We start from the raw sequence: 18,915 nt of genomic DNA on the forward strand, positions 1-18,915 counted from the left end.
GTTATTACTTTATTATTCCCGCAGCTTGCAGGGCTTTATATTCTTTAGTTAATGATTCTCCCAAACTATCAATACCTTCATCGATATCGTGTAGTTTTTCGGTATTGTCTGCCGTTCTACGGGTATTCTTTTCAATATCCATTTGTACGGCTAATTGACGACTGGCTACTTCCATCATTGCTGCAAAGCCATTTTTCATTATTCCGTTACCTTCCAATATAGCCAGACGCATTCCTGCGGTATTACCTGATAATAAATCAATGCTTTCCTGTGATGCTGCTTTATATGCTCCCTGTAAGGAATTAGCACCGCCAATTTCGTTACCGATATTTATTCCGGATTGGTTGATTAAGTCCATGTAATCCTTTGCCTCTTTGGCAACTTTCATATACATTTCTTGGAACTGCTTCCTTTCATCATCCGTAAGCACACCGTCACCCAGATATTCTGCCAAAGCATCCTGAAGCTTCTGCATTTGTGGCTCGATCACTTTTGCCTCCATTCCGGCAATAATCCCTTTCCGCAAAATATCTTCAATATCATCGGCAAAATCTGCAAAGGATTTCTTTCCGGACAAAATACCCTCACGTATAGAATCCCCGATATTCTGGGCGGTTACTCCGGTAATAGTATCTTTATACTGCTTTTCAAGTTCCCGGTTCATTTGTTCGATAGAACCGTATTCTTCACGAAGCTTTAGTAATTGGTCATACGCTGCTTTAGCGTCTCCGGTTAGTGGCTTTTCAGCGTTAAGCTTTGCAAGACGATCGAAAAGTTCATCTGTTAAACCTATGGTTTCGGTTAGGTCGTTGTTTACTGGTGACTTAATGCCAAAGAACTTTTTCATAAACTCGGACATCCCTTTGAATGGGTCAATCTTATAGCCTTTCAAGCCTAACAGATCACCAACCTTTGCCATATCTTCTACGGCTCTTGTCTTTCTTCCTATTCCTAAGAAACCACCGTATTTTTCCGTGTGCATACCCACAACAGTGTCGGCATTTAAAAGGCGTTTTAAAACGGCTTCCTGATCACGGATTATAGATTCTTTATTCTTCGTATTGGCTGCCATTTCATCCTTGATATTCTGGATGCGGGCTTTATATACATCATTCAGTTTTAATTCGTCCAGTATACGCTTACGGAGCATTTCGTTATAATCCAGACCGGACTGAAAAATAGAATCATTATATTTTTTGATTTCCTCCCGTGCTTTACGTTCTGATTCACGAGCTGCTTTGCCTAATGAGAATATTCCAGCAATCGCATTAAATGTTTGACTTATCCCTCCGATAATGTCCCCAGATGCAAACGAAGCAAAGGCTCCTGCTGCATTTTGTGCGATGTTCATTATATCTCCTAGAGTATTTAAAGTATCTGCCAGCCCCTCATTAGTATCATCAACAGAACTTGCTATAGCTTTAAAACCTGATGCCATTGCTCCCGCAATATTTGAAGCCATCTGAGCTTTTTTAGCAAGAATATCTTTTAATTTGCTGTTTACAACTTCTAAAGCTTCACTTTCTGCTTTTACGTCTGAAATACCTTTAGCCTGTTTGTCCCTAATAGATTTAATTAACCTTTCTTTTTCTTGAAGAAGGCTTTTTTCTTCTACACCAACATTGAAAGTTGATTTTAATGCTTTTGCTTTTCTAATTTCAGCATCAATGAATTTCTGTTGTTCTGTGCTTAGGCTATCCTTAGCAACCCTCAGATATTCTTCTAATGATGCAATACGTATTGCTAATTCACGCTTTGTTATTCCCATTAGATTCTGAGAATATCGTTCATAAATAGTGGTTTTAGCATACTCCGCAGATTGAACGGAATCAATTTCTTGTTGTTTTTCCCTCTCTAATTCAGCTAAAAGTTTAGCAGCATCTTGTGTAGATAATTTTCTTTTCTCAATTTCTTGACGAAGAGTAGCATATCTGGAAGTAATCTCAGTTATCTTTACTTGTAAGGATTGATGAGTGTTAATTACTTCAGTTACCATATTGGTCAATTCCTGCTTTTTCTCAACCCATTTTCCCGTAAGCATTGCGTACACACCATTACTTTTGCTTTGCCCGTCGTTTTCAGATTTAGTAATTTCTTTTTCCAGATATGAAATCTGATCTGCAAGTATTGGAAGCTTTGCCAAAGCTACTTCCACGGAGCGAGTTGTATTTTCCAATATTGGTTTATCTCCTCTAAGCTCTTTTATTTTTTGGTTAAGCAGATCAAGGTTTTTCTGTTGCCCCTCAGAAAGTACACTACCAGAGGAAACAAGATTGTCAAATACTGATTTTTGGTTTTCTAAGTAATCGAAGTATGATGCTGCAAGCTTTTTGAGTTCAGGAAACTGTTTATTTGCAGCTTCTGAACCATATTCTTTTTCATACGCATAATATTTTTGCCATCTGGATTCCATAGCGGAAACCATTTCTTCAAAGCTTTTATACTTAACAGCATTTTTCTTTTCTTCCAGTTCAACTTCCAACGCATCACGGCGTTTTTTTGCTTCTGCTTCTGAAACAACTTCTCCGGTGAAATATGGATTTCCTTTTTTATCCTTAGTTTTTCCGAATTGATCTATTTTTTGAAGCCTAACCTGTCCGTCTTTTATTTTATCCAAAGCTTCATTGTACAGGCTTATTCTGCGCTCTAAATCCTTTATAGAGCCATCTGGATAAATTTCAGCCACCTGACGTTCACGCTCTTTTTTGGTTCTTGTCTTTTTACCAAGAGCAGCATCTAACTGTTTTTGTAATTTTTCTCTTTTGGCTACCAATTCCGCTAAAGCACGGGTACCAACTGAACCATCATTAATTTGTTTATCTAGTGACGATATTTGATCTCTTAACCATTGAACAGTACCACGTTTTGCAGGATCAGTTGTCATTTTAATTCCGGCATCTGATAATTTTTTAGCAGCCTCATTAGTATGTTGAATATTGGCATTAATCATTTTCCACTGATCTTGGAAAATTTTATTCATGTCGTCAACCGTTTTATCACCTAAGCCCATGGGAGAAAGGATATTTTTTTCAGCCCATCTGCCAACGCCTCCAAAAGTAGCTTCATTGTAGCGTTTATTGTTAGCCATTACTTTATCGTAATTGGTCAAATATTCTTTCCATTTATCCTGAGCAATTTCCAATTCAGCAGCAGCCCTTGCACGTAATTGCATTGCTTCAATAAATGCAGAGGTATTTTTCACAAATAAATTTTCAGCATCGGAAACAGAATAAACTTTTACACCCAACTTTTCAAAGGCTGCCGCATTATCATGTATATACTGTTCTTTGGCTTTGATATCGTCTGCTAAAGCGTTCCATTCAGTTTTCATTTTCTGATACTGAATGATAGGGTCTGCAAGGGTATTCGCAATTGTTTCGGTCATTTTTTTGTGATCTGCTGCCGTTTGGGCTTGTGCAGCCTGCCATGATTGCAAAACAGCTATCAAAGCAACAATAGCAACGGAAAGCCCCATTGTTATAGTTGCGGTAAATACCTGTGCAGCAGTTGTGGAAATACCTAAGGATGTTGCAACCTTTAAATTGGCAGCAGCCCAAATTTCCTTTGCTTTTGCTAGCACTAGTGTGCTGAATGCAGATTTTTTATTTAGTGCATCACTGATTTGTTGTAACCCGATAGTAATTGCCAGTAATGATTGTACTTTCAGCATTATTTTTTGGAGGTTTTCTTCTTCTACTCCCAATAACGCCATTACGCCCTGAGCTACGCTTATTGTACTAATAAGCATATTGAGACCTTCAACCTGTCCCTGCAATAGTGTATTGCCGTCTTTAATGTCATTATTTACTTTTTCTGATGCATCTTTAAATTCCTGAGCTTTTTCTTTTAATTCTTTATATCTATTAGTAGCTTCCTGACCATTTACAGCTAATTGCTTTAATTCATTATTAACATCACGCTGGTTTTTTGCAAAGCTTTCATACTCAGATTCGGCAGCTTTTATACTGGCTTCCAACGCTGACAAAGCTTGTTTTTCAGCTTCTAGTTCTGCAACAATTTTATTCCTTTCCGACATTAAAGATGCCTGAGCAACACCAGGAGCAGTATTGCTAATTTGCTTATCCAGCTTTTTAATTTCAGATTCGATGTCTTTAATCACTTGTTTTTGTACAGCAATATTTTCTTTTGTAAGTCCGAAATGATCGAAATTGGTATCTTTTACAGTTGTATTAATATTTTTCACTGCATCTGCTAAATCTCTGGCACCTTCAACACCCAGAACCTGAGCAGCTGCCAGTTCCTGATAACGTTTTTTTATTGCATCAACGGAATCATCAACATTCTTTCCGGAGGCAATCATTTTATTATACTCTTCCAGTAATGCCGGAGTATTGAGAATAAATTCTATATTAATTGATTCGTCTGCCATGATTATTGAATTTCTGCACCGAAGAAGTTTTCGAGTTCTTCATCGGTTGATATTGTTTTTGGTGCTTCTTTATTCTTTTTCAGTTTTGGAGCATCAGCAAGCATTAATAGTAATTGTGTAAATGGAGTGTCCAGTATTTTGTTTTGGCTCCAACCTGTCTTTTCTGCAATTGTATAAATGAACCCTAAGACGCTATGAAAGCTTTCGCTTTTTAACTCGCCTTTTCCGTCGGACTCAGATTTGTCATCGGTTTGGTTATCCTCATCGTCTTGATCAATCTGATAGTGGCTATAAAATCCTCAACGCCACCATGAGTCATTAATAAATTGAACAGAAATAAAAAATGTTGTTCGGTAAGCTTTCTGCGTAACCACCACGCTAATGGTTTGTGAAACCAGTTTAAGTATGGAGAATTCAAAAAACCTAAAGCAACAATTTCATGAACCTTTTTTCCGTGATCTGCATAAGCTTTGATAGCATCCGGAAGGCTCAAATCTTCATCATTGATTACTCCCATTGAAAGGTACTTTGATGCGATTTTTAATAGCGTTCGCCCTGTAGGGTGAAATAGTACCAGTTTTATTGTTTTCTTCTTAAATACCCTAAGAAAAAGAGGTGCCGTGACTGGCACTGGAACACCTCTTTTTAAAAGTAAATCGGGAGCAAGCTTTTCAATATCGATTGCTTTCTCGTCCATTATGGTAATTTTTTAAGCTGAGGCTGTGATAAAACTTTAACTGTACAATCAATTAACGCAATACCGTTTCTCACCAGTTTTAAGTTTTTCTTTGCGATGACCTTTACCTTTGGGTATGTGATCTGGTGACCACTGTCTGTTTTGAAGCGTAATGCTGTTACAAAACCTAAGTTTTTACCAAATGTAAATGCTGAATCTACTACAGTTCCGGTAGGGAAAAGCTTTTGTAAGGTTGCAGTATCGAATTGGAAAGTTGAAAATTTCCCGTTTGTTGCTCCGGGTTCTACCAAAGATTCAATTGGATCATCATCTTGATCGCTGAATTCATCCTGAACGTTTGGATCATCATCGACAAACTCAACAGAGTTTCGATAAGTTTTACAAAGTTCTGTAAACTTTGCATCCGCCGGAATAGAGCCGTCAACTTCTACAGGTGCGCTCTCCAATGCTTTAGTTCCAAATAATGTTGACATTTTAATTTAAGTTTAAATGGTTATTAAATAGTTTTAATTACTCCTGAGGAGGGTTGCTTCCTTTAGTCTGTTCAGCTTCCTTCTCAGTTATTGCAGCTTTCAGTTTATCAACTCCAATCATGTGATGTGGGGGCTTACCAAATAATGCTGTATATTTTTCAACTAAAGCCGGGCGTTCTGCATCGTCTTTTTTTAGATCAGCATCCTTTTTTGTTTTTTCACCCTCAGAATCTGGCTCATCATCAATAAAGCTATCTTCAAAACCTCTGGTGAATTTTTTCACATCTTTGTTTTTTAGATATCTCGCTTGATCCTTTGCTTTCTCTTCGTCTGTGAAACCTTGACCATCAGAGGTAACAAAGATTTCATCTAAGTCTTTATGTGCTGCAAAAATTGCAACTGCCGCAGCGGCGAATACGTTTTTTAATGTTTTTGACATGATATAGTTTTTAAAATTCTACTAAGTTGTAATTGGCACCTATGCCGAAGTATGGCAGTAGTTTCATGGTATTACCGTCTTTTGCGATACCATACCCGGCATTTAATCCGAAGCCGAACCGCTTTTGGGGCTTTTCTTTGATCCTAAAAGATTTTACACCATTTATAGTTACTCTGGGATCATCGGAATACATATCAATGTAATTATGTTCTGCTCCCAGAATCCAGTTTTTCTTTTTATACCGGACATCATTCATCATTATATTGTATGACATCTTTACAGAATCTGTGTCCGGATAATAGGCTAAATCAAGATATTGGTCTTTATGTGTTTTAATGGTTTGCCCTGAGGGGCTTTGTTTGGTTAATAAAGCCAATTGCGCTTCAAGTCTTCCGTTTATTTTAGTGACCTGATCTATTTTATCCAAGCTTATTTTTAAAGCTTTCTGAATACTATCTGCATAGGTTTTATCTAATGCAGCTATTTTTTCAGATTTAGTATTGTTGATGATCTTTTCATTAAAGACAGTATGTGTAACGCTGTCTCTAGTGTATTTTTCAACAATTTTATTATTTCCTCCCTGAGTTAACAGGGCTGTTGTTTCTTTTTCCTTTTCGGCTCGTTTTAATTCCTGTTTGATATTTAATCCAATGCTTGCGAGCAACAGAATAACAACAAGAATAAAAGCAAAAATATTGGCTGTTAGTGATTTCATTGTCGTAATGCTTTTGTAACTAATGGTTGGGTTAATTCTTTTGTTTTTTTCTCTTTTTCTTCAAATGAATCAGATTTCTTTTTGTAGAAAATCATAGCTTCATAGTTGTCAATCCTTTCATTACGCTCTTTTATGATTGTAAAATAAAGACTGTCTGTTTTCTCTGAGCAGTCCTCTGTTTGCTGCTCTTTGCGGTTGTAAAGAACTCCAATAACACCTCCAAATATTAATAGAAGTCCTATGAGTAGCCCAATAACCACCGCCTTAGGGTCTTTCCTGATATCTTCTTGAGAATAGGGCTGCGGTAGTTCTGGGTTCATAGTTATACTTTAAAGTTTATTGATTTAAGCCAGCTTCTAACATCGAAGGAAGGGCATTCTTTTACCCATTCCCATGGCTGAATAATACCATCATGGTTTAAATCTGGGCTTAAATCCCTATGACCTAAAATTTCAGCATTAGGAAACTTCTTTTTAAGTTCAGTTAATAGTTTTACTTGTGTAGCTTTCTGTGCTGTGGTTCTGTTATCGATACCTTTTCCTTTAGCATCAATCCCACCGATGTACGAAATATGAATACTATTTGCGTTATGTCCCGCAACACCGTTTGCAATGTTTTCAATAGGACAGGTATTCACATAAGAGCCATCCGGGCGAATTATATAATGATATCCCGGATTGCGCCATTTCTTTACATTCTTGAAGAATGATAAGATTTGTTCAACCGTTTGCGTCTGTGGGCTTGCTGTGCAATGCAGCACTATGTATTTAATGGTTCTCACGGTTCTTAGTTTTTAATAAACACCCGGAAGCTTTGACCCTTCCGGGAGTTGGGTATAATAGATATGAAGAAGAGTTATGCAGATGCAGCTTGTTTTAAGACTACAAGACCTTCAAAGTTTTTGCGTCTTGCACGTCCTCCAACTCTTACAAGGAATGAATAAACATCACCATACATAGTTGGTGAACCGATATCCTCAAATGCTTTGGTTTGACCAATAGCTTTTTCAAGCATATTTTTATTCCATGCAAAGATTCCCTCGCAATCTGTAGGAGCCACAACGGAACCGTAAGCTTTAAATGATTTATCCTCAGCGAGATTATAAACACTTGATCTTACGAAAATGTTAAAGCCTTGGCACTTATACATAATTCCTGAACGTCTTTCTGCTTCAGTAACGGCAGCCATATAAGTTGCTGTAATTGCAGATTCAGCAGGAAACATTTGTGTCGCAGCATCAGGAGTAAGAAGAACATTCATCATTCCTTCATTCCAAGCTTTTTGCTTGATAAGGAAGTTTCTAAGTTTCTGAAGGTCTCCTATTGCATAAGCTTTTCTTTTTCCTGTAGACCCTGCTAATCCTGAATCAACAGGTGCTCCGGCAGTTTCCAGAATACTGGCTGTTGGCAGTGTTGCATTATCACCGGTCGGTGATACGATAAAGTTTGTTAACATACCTTCGGCAACTTCTTCAGATAAGTTTTGTACATCCTGATCTAATACACTTCTACGCTTATCATAGGATAATTCCACTGTTTCAGCATTTGGTATGTATACAGGATCAGTTGTATACTCATCAATTAAATAAAGAACTTGTCCGTCCGTCCTTCTTTTAGGAGTAGCAGGAACCTGAGTTCTATTTTTTACTACAGCTGAAGGATCACCAGCTTGTGGAAGGTGAACAATTGTTCCGTTGATAATATTATCAGAAGAAACATCTGCTACCTGTGTTAGAAAGCTGTTATCTTGCGTTAGTTTTTCTTGGATTGTATCATCCCAAACTTCGATTTCTAATGGCATTGTTATGAGTTTTTATGGTTATTAATTTTTGTTAGTTTTTTGGCTTTCTACCGTACTTTTCTTCAAATCTCTGCTCGTAGTACTCAGGATGATTTGCTTTCAATGTTGTAAGGTGATTTCCTTTATCAAGCTGTTCCCAGCTTAATTTTTCGTACTTCTCTGTCGTAGATTTTCCATCGGTGCTTTCGATAGCTTCTTTTACAGTACCTCTCTTTGGTAGGGTGTTTAGTAAGTCTATACGTTTTTCCAGTGGCAATTCTTCAATAGTAGGAACAGCAGCAGCATCGATTCTACCATCTTTTAATGCCGCAGTCTTTAAACCTTCGTAATCAGCCTGAAGCTTGGCATTCTGTTTTGCTTCCAGTGCATCATATTTTGTTTTTAACTCTGTAAACTGAGTTTTTGACGCTGTTAATTGTGATTCTGTCGCTTTAATAGCAGTTAAGATTGCTTCCTCCGTTGATCCTTCAGGGAGTTGCAAATGCGCAAGTAAGATTTTCATTGTTTTATTGTTTTCAAATGGATTAACGGTTTGTAATGAAAGGCAAAGGGATTTGATATCAGCCTCAGAAAGCCTTTCTTCGTTCATATTAAATAATGCGATTGCATTACCGTTGGATGGTACTGCTACAATTGAGACTTCAAACAGTACACACTTTTTAAGAATAAGCTTTCCGCCTTCATTGACCAGATCAGCAGGATCGAACATAATTCCCAGTGAACAACCTTTAAGAGTTCCTGATAATACTTTTCTGACAACTTCTTCACCAGCCGGGTCTTTTGTATCAAATGCAGGACGCATTAAAAGTTTGCCGTCCTTAACTTCGATATCAATCCATTTACCCAATACATCCTTTGTATCATTAGAATGATTATTGAGACAAACCGGATTTGTATCGAATCGGCTTTTTAAATCGATTCCTGCGGTATCAACATAGAATCCGTACGAGTTGCGGACTTGTTGATCGTTGGTTATAAATAGCGGAGCTTTATTCATGGTTATTAGCTTTTTTATTTGCTTTTGTTGATGCAAATTTTGCCTGAAAAATCACCGATAAAAAGCTGGCTCCGTATGATACCCCAATATCTCGGGTATCATACCCCCGATTAAAGGGTATGATAGATCGTCAGCTTCTCTAAGCCCTTCTATAAAGGGAACTTTGCTACAACTAATAACCAAAACAATGGCAAAGAAAGGACGATTAAGCAAAGATGAACTGCTTGAAAAGCAGGAACTGGCAAAGCTGATTTACCTTACTGAAGACATTACCCAGAAAGAACTTTCCGAAAGAACCGGAGTAACCGAAAAAACGATATCCAAATGGATTGAAGAGGAAGGCTGGGCAAAACTTAAAAGGAATATTCCATTAACCCGGGATGAACTTTTGTCTTCATGGTATGATGAATTAGCCGAACTAAAGGAATTTATTAAGAAAAAGCCTGTAGGACAACGTTTCGCAGACTTTAAAGAGGCACAATTGAGAAGGTCTTTATTAAAAGATATTGCGGTGCTGGAACAGGATTCAGGAATTCACGGCACCGTTGACGTAATGACAGCTTTTTGCCAGTTTTTACGTAGAAGTAATTTGCAAAACGCAAAGGAAATTTCGCATCTGGCAGATGCTTTTATTAAATACAAAATCCGGGGGTAATGGTCATTAAAAAGAAACTTATTACTACCCGTGAAGAAAGGGAGGCTCTAAGCTTTTGGGATGAGTACTATAAATCACTTCAAAATACTGAAGTTGTAGATACTACAGAAACTCCGGAAGAAAAGGAGGATCGTATCAAAAAATTAGAAGCTGATCCTGAAAAATGGTTCAAGTACTATTTTGAAAAATATTGTACTGCTGAACCTATGCCTTTTCATAAGCGATCTACTCGCAGGGTATTAGAAAATCCAGAGTGGTATGAGGTTCGACCATGGTCTCGGGAGCTTTCAAAATCCGGGCGTACTATGATGGAACTATTGTTCCTACACTGTACAGGCAAAAAGAAATTTACATTAATGATTTCTGCCAATAAGGATGCAGCCGTACGACTTCTAAAACCTTATAAACTGGCATTTGAGAAAAACCCACGTTTAAGAAACGATTATGGGGATCAGGTCAATTATGGTAACTGGGCAGAAGACGAATTTGTAACCCGTTCAGGATCGATGTTTATTGCTGTAGGTGCCGGACAAGCTCCCAGAGGTGCAAGAAATGAAGAATTCCGTCCCGATAGTGTTGTAATGGATGACTTCGATACAGATGAGGATTGCAGAAACCCTGATATCATAGATAAGAAATGGGAATGGTTCGAACAGGCAGTATATGGTACACGTTCAATTTCCAATCCTTTGCTTGTCATATTCAATGGAAATATCATTGCAGATTATTGCTGCATTAAAAAGGCGATGGAAATTGCCGATTTCTACGAGATTATAAACATTCGGGATAAAAACGGGAAATCTACATGGCCAACGAAGAACACTGAAGCAATGATTGACAGGGTACTGTCTAAAATTTCAGCAGCATCTGCACAAAAAGAATACTTCAACAATCCTATTGTTCTGGGTAAAGTCTTCAAAAAATTGCACTACGGGAAAGTACAGCCATTGCACAAGTACAAGTATTTGGTAGCATACACCGACCCTTCCTACAAGAAAAACGGAGACTACAAAGCAACCTTTATTATCGGAAAATATAAAGATGAATATCATGTGCTTTGGGTCAGATGCCAGCAAACATCAGTATCCAATATGATTGAATGGCAGTTTGAAGCTTTAAAGTTCGTGAATGATAAAAGCGCATTATTCCTATACATAGAATACCCATGGATTGATGACACTTTAAAAAGGGAGATTAAGAAAGCCAATAAACGCCACAATCGTGTACTAAATCTAAAAGCAGACGAAAGATCAAAGCCTGATAAATTCTACCGTATAGAATCGAATCTGGAACCTTTAAACAGTAGTGTGAAGCTGATTTTCGCAGATTATCTGGAAGGTACACCAGATATGAAAACCGTGGAATTCCAATTTTTGGCACTATCACCTAAAAGCCGTGCAAATGACGATGCACCAGACGCTTGTGAGGGCGGTGTATGGATCATCAATCATAAAAACCTTATACAAACAGCCCCGCCTTCACATTACAGACCACCAATAAATAAAAAACGATACTAAAATGGATGAGACTGAAAAAAAAATTATGGAATCTCTTGTTAAAGCCCATAATGATTATGTAAAACTCTCTTCAACACATCCAAGTGACATCAAAGACTGGACGAATGCCTTACATATACTTCAGGATATTTTAACAAGAAGGATTTTAAGAAGAGATTACCCTAAAGACTTTATAACCATAAAAAACAAAAGTTAATTATGAACCAGTTTATTACACCGGATGAACTCCGGACACACGCATACGATGAAGAAATAAAAGCCATTATCCGGGAAGATGAAACTATTGCACTTGCCAGTATTGATATGGCGATAGAGTTTGCAGAAAGCAAGCTAATGAAAGACTATGATACTGCCGAAATTTTTGCCAAAAGAGGTGATGACCGAAGCACTTTACTGGTTAAAATCATTAAAGACATTGCAATATGGGAACTAATAGGCTTAGCAAACCCGAGTATTGATTATGATGATAAGAAATTGCGGTATGAGGATGCCAAAGGATGGTTAACAGCTGTTTACAAAGGAATGCCTACCAGCTTACCCCGGAAGGAAACCAAAGAAGCTTCCTCATTTAAATATACTTCTAACCCTAAACGTGAAAATTACTACTAGTCATGGAAGAAACAAAAATCGGCTTTGAAACATTAGCAGCTAAAGCCAAAGACAGTAATGCCGGAAAGAATATAAAAATCAGTCAGGTTCTCGTCGTACAACCTCCAAAACGGGATTCAACAGATGTGGTAAAATGGCGAAGTGCAATAAAATCGGCAGATAAAGGAAAACGAAGCCCGCTAACATTACTCATTAATGATTTATTGCTAGATCCGGTTATGGCTGATGCACTAGACCGTAGAATTAGAAAAATAACAAACCATGATATTGTTTTTCTGAGTGATGGTGATGAGATAGATGAAATGTTCGACTTAATAGACAGTTTGAAATTTGAAGAACTATTGCAGGAATTGATTTTATCCAAAGCTTATGGGAAATCTGTTGTAGAACTTGCTTTCAATCCTGCTTTTGATATCTATTCGGTACCTAGACAAAATTTAGATACCAAAAGAAAAGTAATATTAAAGGACGTTTCCCAAGATGATGGTATTTCTTATGAAAACGATGATTTTATTTTAAACATCGGAAAGGATGATGATTTAGGTTTTTTAACCAGAGTTGCACCGTATGTTATATTCAAAAGAAATGGGGGCGCTGATTATGCACAATTCTGTGAGCTGTTTGGCATTCCAATTCTTGCGGGGCTTTATGATCCGGAGGATGAAAACGCCCGCACAGAAATGGAGGATTCAATGACAAAACGAGGTGCAGGAGGTTCCATTGTTATGAGTAAAAATAGCGATATCAAACCTATAAGCAGCGGAGAAGGAAAATCCGCAGTACATGATACTTTTCTTTCTTGGCTTGATGAACAAATATTGATTGGTATTATCGGGCAGACAATGACCACAAAAAATGGTTCCAGTCTATCACAATCACAGGTACACCAGAAAACAGAAGAAGAAATTGCAGAAAGTGACCGCCGTTTTGTACAGCGATATTTGAATACTTATTTTGTGCCAATACTTGAAAAAAGAGGCTATCCGGTAAAAGCAGGGTTTTTCAAATTCTTGGATAAAGACGATACACCGCTGAAAGACAAACTAGATATCGCTTTGAAGGTAGATGAAAAAACCGCAGAAGGTGTTGACGATGAATACTTCTATACCACATTCGGTCTACCAAAAGGCAATAAAACCAATACAAAAGAATCGAATCCAAGTAAGGAAGAAGTACCTACGGATCAGCCTCCAAAGGGTGAAAAGAAGCCTAAAAAAGTTGATGCCAAAGGCTTATCCCTATATGACAAGGTATTAAATTTTTTCGGGGACGCTCCTCGGTAGATTACTATCTATACGAGGAGCTGGACTGGCAGCGTCTTGAAAATGAGTACAAGCATATTTGTAGCCATGGACACCAGCTTTCACATAAACCACAGCCAGATTGGGCGGATTTATTGGCAGATGAATGGATAAAGGCTTTAGAGGACATATATCGCAATAAAGGCAATGACGGAAGTATCAATAAGCCTATTGTTACTAAAACTACTCAGGAACTGGTAAAACCAATAGATAACGTATTCGGGCAAAAGATTGATTATGATACTCCCGATTATGTTATGCGGGAAATGCTGAAAAAAAACGTCTGGAAATTTGCTGTAGCAAAAAATTACAATGATTGTGTCAGACTTTCAAATCTGATTTTGCGCCCTGATGGAAGCCTTCGCCCATGGAACGAATTTAAAAGAGAAGCTCAGTTAATCGTAGGAACCTCAAACCGTTATTTAAGAACAGAATATGATACTATTGTAGCATCAGCACAAATGAGCCGTTTATGGCAAGAAATACAAAGAGATAAACATATATTCCCATTTGTGCAATTTGATGTCGTAATGGACGATCACACAAGCGAAATATGCAGTCCGCTCCATAATGTCATAATGTCTGTTGATGATAAAAGGTTAATATACTTTTTCCCGCCGAATCACTTTAACTGCCGGACAACTATCAGAAAATTAAGAACGGGAATACCCACCGAAGATGTAGAATTACCAGAAATACCGGAAGCTTTTCAAAATAACGTAGCCGTGAGCGGTGAAATATTCACAGATAAGAATGCTTATATCGAAAATACCCCTAAAAAGGTACTGTCAATATCCGAAGAATTTGCAAAGCGTTGGCAGAACTATGAAAAGCTGCTAAAGGATAAAAACTATCAGGAAGTACACTTTGGAAAATCCGGAGGAATGAAAGCTACTCACATAGGGCATAACTTCAATAAGAATACCGGAAAATACGAAAAAGAGGTTCAGGATCTTTTTTATGAAAAAGGTGATGAAATAATACTAACCAATGAAAGGTCTGATATCCCGGGTAAAAAAGTAGATGGCTTGTTAAATGGGAAAACATTTGACATCAGTACAATTATAGGAACAGGAAAGAATACTATAAAAAGGGCTTTGAATCATAGTAAAGATAAAAATGCGCAGATAGCTATCCTTTATTTCCCTAACAAAGAAATGTTTAATCTGGCATGGTTACAAAACTCTATTAAAATGTATAATGGTCAGACATCATATAGGTTTGAGCAGATTATTTATGTCGTAAACGGGCAGATTGTATACATACAATAAAAAAACCACCCTTTTACAGAGTGGTTTTAAGCACAATGAGCAGCCGAACTGGTCTCTTTGTTTCACAAATATACAAAACTTTTTGAATATCAAGCAAATGGCAAAGAATTTAGGTGAATTATTATTAAAGAAAAGAGATGCACTAGCACAGACATTTCGTGACCTCCCCGCAATAGTGGGTAATGAAGTTATAAACTTTACATTGGAAAACTTTGAAAAACAAGGTTGGCAGGGTAATTCTTTTGAACCATGGGAGAAAAGAAAGAATCCTACATCATGGGGCAAAGAGGATGATACAGGACGAGCTTTATTAGTAAAAACAGGTAAACTGAAACGAAGTATTAGAATTTTAGCCATTCATCAGGATAAAGTTTCTATTGGAGTAGGTGGCGCAGATGTTCCCTATGCTAAAGCTCATAATGAAGGATTCAAAGGAACAGTAACCCAGAACGTAAGCGAACACACCAGAAGAGACAAGAACCTCAAAAATATTAAGGTTTCTGCCTTTAAAAGAACTATTAAACAAAATATACCGAAACGGAAGTTTATAGGATCAGCTGAAGAATCTTCAGTACTAAATGATCGGATAAAAAAAGTCTGTATCGATGAAATTAAAAATGCCATGAAATAACCTTTAAAAACTATTTAAACAATGGAAAAACTGTATTTAAAAATCGTAGAATTATTGGGAGCGATTCCAGAGATAAAGTATATCGATCTGGATTCCGGACAACTTCAGGAAGAAAAACCACCATTGGCTTATCCCGCGGTTTTAGTACGTATTAATGAGAACAGAGAAGATGTAGACAATGTATTTCAAATTGTAACAGGAAATATTCAGCTATTAGTAATTGACAAAACATTTTCCGAAACAAATAGCATTACACCTGAAGCAGTCCGAAAAAAAGGACTTGGGTATATGACACTTAACACTAAAATCTATAATATTTTACAAGGTTATGAGGATTCGGAGTTTAGAAGCTTTACCAATACCGCTAAAACGGATCAGCAACTTAGAAAAGGTTTAAAGACGATTGCACAGCAATGGACAACGTCTTGGCGGGAGAGTATGTATAATTCCAACTAAAAAACGGGAATCTGGATTTTAACTGTTGTACAGATACCTGATTCCTTTCAAGTTCTGAAATAATGTCGCCGCATTCTGAGATCAAATCACAGATGCGGCTTTCTGATATGTCGAATTCCTGTTCTAATTCGCTAAGACAACGAGAGAAGTTAAGTCCTAAAAGACAGCTGTACCAATAAAAACGAGCCGCTAATTTGTTGTTGCGATTTTGGATTAAGAACGGGCTGCGACCCTTTGATATGTTAGTAACACTTGACATTACTACAAAAATAAAAAAACGCCTGAACTTGTGCAAGTTGGCGTTTTGTATGGAAACTAAAAATTATTATCTGTTAATTCTTTTTGTATACCAGTTTTTATCTGGGTTAACTTAGAGTTTAAATATTTTTCTAGTGGTTCTTTTAGATTTTCTCTATTCAGCTGTCCATTATCATTATAAATACCATCAAAACCACGATAAGGCAACTTTGAAGAGCTATAGTTGCTATTAGTTTGCAAGTACTTTATAGTTGGTTGATACTTAATTTTACCATCTTTGAAAGTATAAATGTCTTGATAGGTATAATCTAAATTACTTACTGCATATTTAGCAACTGCATTAACAACAATCTGATCATTGTCAACTATAGATATAACGTTGTCAGGTGAGTTAAACTGCTTTTGTAAATACATTCTAGTAGCCTTAAATAATTCTGCTTGTGATTTGTCTGCAAAATCAAGAACTATATAATTTTTAGCTGTATCTTTTTCATTTATAATTCCATCAGGGGATAATTTAAAACTTTGCGCATTAACAAATATTGTTGATAGAGTAAGAAATAATAACAGTTTTTTCATAGTTTAAAATTTTTCAAATTTAATTAATAATCTCTTCCAACAAAGTAACCAAGCCAAAATAAATCTTTTGCTGATATCTCTTTTCCTTTTTTAGGTGAAAATATAATTGTTCGGCTATCTGTTGTAATAGTTTTAACCGTAATATTAGTTTTAGTTGCAATACCTATACCAATAGAACAGTCTTTCAATGCTGTCTGTATATTTTTTATAATTTCCGGTTGTGCGTTTATTTTAATTTCTTCCATTTTAGTATTATTAAAAATTATCAAAAAAGCCCCGGTTTCCCGAGGCTAACCAATGATACATTCATATTAATCTACTTCTTAGCCTCCTTCATTGTTTTTATAACCAAAGATAATTCCAGATTATTTTTATCTATTACGGCAATCCGTAAGGAATTTTAAAATTATTTATTAAGTGTTTTTAAAAGCTTTTTAACTTCTGTTTCAAACACCTTTAAATACAATGTGTTTTCGCTTTGTTTTTCATCCTGCTTTGTTGCTGTAAAGGTGTAAACTTCTGTTTTTGGTTCATTTACCAACATTTCTTCGGTAGCGGGTAATTTTTGAATAAAAGCTTTGATCTCGTAGCCTTCCATCTGTAGAAAGCTGACAATATCGCTTTGCGGAATATGCATTTTTATTTCCATTCTGATAACGTCATTTATTGGTGTTAGCTGTATCATATTGAATTTTCATCTTTACTTTTATTTGATTTAAAAGCCCCAGCACAAGGAAATATACTGTCTGAAATCCAAAATTTTATAATTTCCAAATATATTTCTGAATGACTGTTTCCATGGAAAACAAATCTATCCATTGTGCATCTATACTGAAAAGTCTCTGTAACATTAAAATAATTTCCATCATCAGCTTTTATCCATCTTGTCTTTTCAAATCTTCTATCGGTACTTTTTGAAATTTTAATTTCATTACTACCAGATAAAGCCCTGCATATAATTTCTAACCAATCTTCTGATTGACTTTTTATAGCTTCATCAACAAATAGCCTTGCATCCCATTCTTTTTCATGTTTAGGAATAAAATTATTTGCTACTGTTTTTAGATTTCTCATTTCTTGATTGTTTTTCTGTTATTAAAATATTGTATACCTCTGGGTGAGTTCTTTGTGAAGTATTGGAAATCATTGTTTCCAGTTCTTTGTCTGTCATCTGCTTTGCAGTATTAGGCAAACTTGAAATATAAGCTTCCAAGCTAAATAAAGGGTCATTCCGGTCTGCTTTTGCCTTAGACGGTACTTTTATCTTTTTAGATAGCTTTTCAAACATTTTGGCTGTTTTATCGCTTATTGGAGTTTCCTCAATTTGTCTATTGATTAACTTTTGCTGTGAAACTATTATCTTCTCACGGATTTCTGCTTTTTCATCCATATACTTTGGAATCCAACCCATAATTACAACATGATCCAGACGGTAAAAATCTCCAAAGCTTCCATTTCGTGCCATCTTAAACAATAAAACGATATCCTCTAAAGTGTCACCATACTTAAAAGCCTCTATCAGATCGGCAGATAATGCAATCATTTGATCATCATTAAGCTTTTTATTTACATTTATAAGATTATTAAATCTGTATAGTATTGCATAAACTGTTTTAATTAAGGTATTTTCATCAGTTTTTATCAGTTGTGCGATACTGGAACCTGTTTGGAAAACTTCTTTAATAGTTAATTTCCTTTCAATACTTGCTAACTCAATACTATTGTTTTCCACCAAACATTGCATCAATTTTGCTGAAGGCAGATGCTGGATCGTTGTGTTTTGGCTTGTTGAGTTCTTCATAATACTTTTTGTATTGTTGTGGGTTGGCTTTTACTGTTTCCACTTGGTTTACGTACTTATCGAAGTTGGACGGGCGAAATATTGTCGTTGGGCAAAGATGTTGTGCCATTACTTCATTATTCTTCCATTCTATGGTCTTAAGCTGAATAACTTCCTGCATTTGCTCTTTTGTATATCCTGCCTTAAATCTTGCCGATATCGGGCTTATATTGCTTTTTATAGCCTTAAATCGCTTTCCTGTAATCTCATTGAAATAATTTAGAATTTCAATTTCGGAGGTGATGGTTTCTGTTTCCATTTCATTATTTTTGATATATAAACATTAT

Annotated in this window: 23 protein-coding genes; 8 read left to right on the forward strand and 15 right to left on the reverse strand. The window is 36.4% G+C overall.

The window, feature by feature from the left end; all coding sequences use genetic code 11:
- Positions 1-4 precede the first annotated feature (4 nt).
- The 9 genes from BAZ10_RS16725 to BAZ10_RS16765 all read right to left on the reverse strand — a co-directional run bounded on the left by BAZ10_RS16725 (position 5) and on the right by BAZ10_RS16765 (position 9,511).
- Positions 5-4,390 carry a coiled-coil domain-containing protein gene (locus BAZ10_RS16725; protein ID WP_078772998.1) on the reverse strand — a complete coding sequence of 1,462 codons (4,386 nt, stop codon included), beginning with the start codon at positions 4,388-4,390 and terminating at the stop codon, positions 5-7.
- A gap of 211 nt (positions 4,391-4,601) precedes the next feature.
- On the reverse strand, positions 4,602-5,087 hold the full coding sequence (locus BAZ10_RS16730; protein ID WP_052114728.1) for a hypothetical protein: 486 nt from the start codon (positions 5,085-5,087) through the stop codon (positions 4,602-4,604).
- Complete coding sequence (locus BAZ10_RS16735; RefSeq protein ID WP_078720114.1) at positions 5,087-5,560, reverse strand: hypothetical protein; 474 nt, start codon at positions 5,558-5,560, stop codon at positions 5,087-5,089. The genes BAZ10_RS16730 and BAZ10_RS16735 overlap by 1 nt, the downstream gene beginning before the upstream one ends.
- 37 nt (positions 5,561-5,597) lie before the next feature.
- Complete coding sequence (locus BAZ10_RS16740; RefSeq protein ID WP_078772999.1) at positions 5,598-5,999, reverse strand: hypothetical protein; 402 nt, start codon at positions 5,997-5,999, stop codon at positions 5,598-5,600.
- A 10-nt stretch (positions 6,000-6,009) separates the two neighbouring features.
- A complete protein-coding gene (locus BAZ10_RS16745) occupies positions 6,010-6,714 on the reverse strand; it encodes a DUF6808 domain-containing protein (RefSeq protein WP_078773000.1) in 705 nt (234 codons plus the stop codon).
- The gene (locus BAZ10_RS16750; RefSeq protein WP_078773001.1) at positions 6,711-7,034 is read right to left on the reverse strand and encodes a hypothetical protein; all 324 of its coding nucleotides are present in this window, start codon (positions 7,032-7,034) and stop codon (positions 6,711-6,713) included. Before BAZ10_RS16750 ends, BAZ10_RS16745 begins: the two co-directional genes overlap by 4 nt.
- A 2-nt stretch (positions 7,035-7,036) precedes the next feature.
- Positions 7,037-7,495: an N-acetylmuramoyl-L-alanine amidase gene (locus BAZ10_RS16755; protein WP_078773002.1), complete on the reverse strand. Its 459-nt coding sequence runs from the start codon at positions 7,493-7,495 to the stop codon at positions 7,037-7,039.
- 74 nt (positions 7,496-7,569) lie between these two features.
- The gene (locus tag BAZ10_RS16760; RefSeq protein ID WP_078720119.1) at positions 7,570-8,514 is read right to left on the reverse strand and encodes a hypothetical protein; all 945 of its coding nucleotides are present in this window, start codon (positions 8,512-8,514) and stop codon (positions 7,570-7,572) included.
- Between the two features lie 31 nt (positions 8,515-8,545).
- On the reverse strand, positions 8,546-9,511 hold the full coding sequence (locus BAZ10_RS16765) for an HK97 family phage prohead protease (RefSeq protein ID WP_078720120.1): 966 nt from the start codon (positions 9,509-9,511) through the stop codon (positions 8,546-8,548).
- A gap of 187 nt (positions 9,512-9,698) precedes the next feature.
- On the opposite strand from BAZ10_RS16765, the gene BAZ10_RS16770 reads away from it, so the two are divergent.
- The 8 genes from BAZ10_RS16770 to BAZ10_RS16805 all read left to right on the forward strand — a co-directional run bounded on the left by BAZ10_RS16770 (position 9,699) and on the right by BAZ10_RS16805 (position 15,951).
- A complete protein-coding gene (locus BAZ10_RS16770; RefSeq protein WP_078720121.1) occupies positions 9,699-10,166 on the forward strand; it encodes a MerR family transcriptional regulator in 468 nt (155 codons plus the stop codon).
- Positions 10,166-11,683 (forward strand): hypothetical protein, encoded by a 1,518-nt coding sequence (locus BAZ10_RS16775; RefSeq protein ID WP_078773003.1) that lies wholly within the window; start codon positions 10,166-10,168, stop codon positions 11,681-11,683. Before BAZ10_RS16770 ends, BAZ10_RS16775 begins: the two co-directional genes overlap by 1 nt.
- A 1-nt stretch (position 11,684) precedes the next feature.
- Positions 11,685-11,879: a hypothetical protein gene (locus BAZ10_RS16780; protein ID WP_078773004.1), complete on the forward strand. Its 195-nt coding sequence runs from the start codon at positions 11,685-11,687 to the stop codon at positions 11,877-11,879.
- Positions 11,880-11,881: 2 nt separating this feature from the next.
- Complete coding sequence (locus tag BAZ10_RS16785) at positions 11,882-12,292, forward strand: hypothetical protein (protein ID WP_078773005.1); 411 nt, start codon at positions 11,882-11,884, stop codon at positions 12,290-12,292.
- 2 nt (positions 12,293-12,294) lie between these two features.
- On the forward strand, positions 12,295-13,575 hold the full coding sequence (locus BAZ10_RS16790; RefSeq protein WP_078773006.1) for a phage portal protein family protein: 1,281 nt from the start codon (positions 12,295-12,297) through the stop codon (positions 13,573-13,575).
- A 113-nt stretch (positions 13,576-13,688) separates the two neighbouring features.
- On the forward strand, positions 13,689-14,864 hold the full coding sequence (locus tag BAZ10_RS16795; protein ID WP_078773007.1) for a phage minor head protein: 1,176 nt from the start codon (positions 13,689-13,691) through the stop codon (positions 14,862-14,864).
- A 97-nt stretch (positions 14,865-14,961) separates the two neighbouring features.
- Positions 14,962-15,495, forward strand: a complete 534-nt coding sequence (locus tag BAZ10_RS16800) for a hypothetical protein (RefSeq protein ID WP_078773058.1) — start codon at positions 14,962-14,964, stop codon at positions 15,493-15,495.
- A 21-nt stretch (positions 15,496-15,516) separates the two neighbouring features.
- A complete protein-coding gene (locus BAZ10_RS16805; RefSeq protein ID WP_078720126.1) occupies positions 15,517-15,951 on the forward strand; it encodes a hypothetical protein in 435 nt (144 codons plus the stop codon).
- Positions 15,952-16,266: 315 nt separating this feature from the next.
- On the opposite strand, the gene BAZ10_RS16810 is transcribed toward BAZ10_RS16805, so the two are convergent.
- The 6 genes from BAZ10_RS16810 to BAZ10_RS16835 all read right to left on the reverse strand — a co-directional run bounded on the left by BAZ10_RS16810 (position 16,267) and on the right by BAZ10_RS16835 (position 18,887).
- Positions 16,267-16,788: a DUF4468 domain-containing protein gene (locus BAZ10_RS16810; protein ID WP_078773008.1), complete on the reverse strand. Its 522-nt coding sequence runs from the start codon at positions 16,786-16,788 to the stop codon at positions 16,267-16,269.
- Positions 16,789-16,811: 23 nt separating this feature from the next.
- Complete coding sequence (locus BAZ10_RS16815; protein ID WP_078773009.1) at positions 16,812-17,033, reverse strand: hypothetical protein; 222 nt, start codon at positions 17,031-17,033, stop codon at positions 16,812-16,814.
- 161 nt (positions 17,034-17,194) lie between these two features.
- The gene (locus tag BAZ10_RS16820; protein WP_078773010.1) at positions 17,195-17,473 is read right to left on the reverse strand and encodes a hypothetical protein; all 279 of its coding nucleotides are present in this window, start codon (positions 17,471-17,473) and stop codon (positions 17,195-17,197) included.
- On the reverse strand, positions 17,470-17,862 hold the full coding sequence (locus BAZ10_RS16825) for a hypothetical protein (protein ID WP_078773011.1): 393 nt from the start codon (positions 17,860-17,862) through the stop codon (positions 17,470-17,472). The genes BAZ10_RS16820 and BAZ10_RS16825 overlap by 4 nt, the downstream gene beginning before the upstream one ends.
- Positions 17,834-18,589: a hypothetical protein gene (locus BAZ10_RS16830; protein ID WP_165690103.1), complete on the reverse strand. Its 756-nt coding sequence runs from the start codon at positions 18,587-18,589 to the stop codon at positions 17,834-17,836. The genes BAZ10_RS16825 and BAZ10_RS16830 overlap by 29 nt, the downstream gene beginning before the upstream one ends.
- On the reverse strand, positions 18,507-18,887 hold the full coding sequence (locus tag BAZ10_RS16835; RefSeq protein ID WP_078773013.1) for a conserved phage C-terminal domain-containing protein: 381 nt from the start codon (positions 18,885-18,887) through the stop codon (positions 18,507-18,509). The genes BAZ10_RS16830 and BAZ10_RS16835 overlap by 83 nt, the downstream gene beginning before the upstream one ends.
- Positions 18,888-18,915: the final 28 nt, after the last annotated feature.

The organism is Elizabethkingia occulta (assembly GCF_002023715.1).
GTDB lineage: Bacteria > Bacteroidota > Bacteroidia > Flavobacteriales > Weeksellaceae > Elizabethkingia > Elizabethkingia occulta.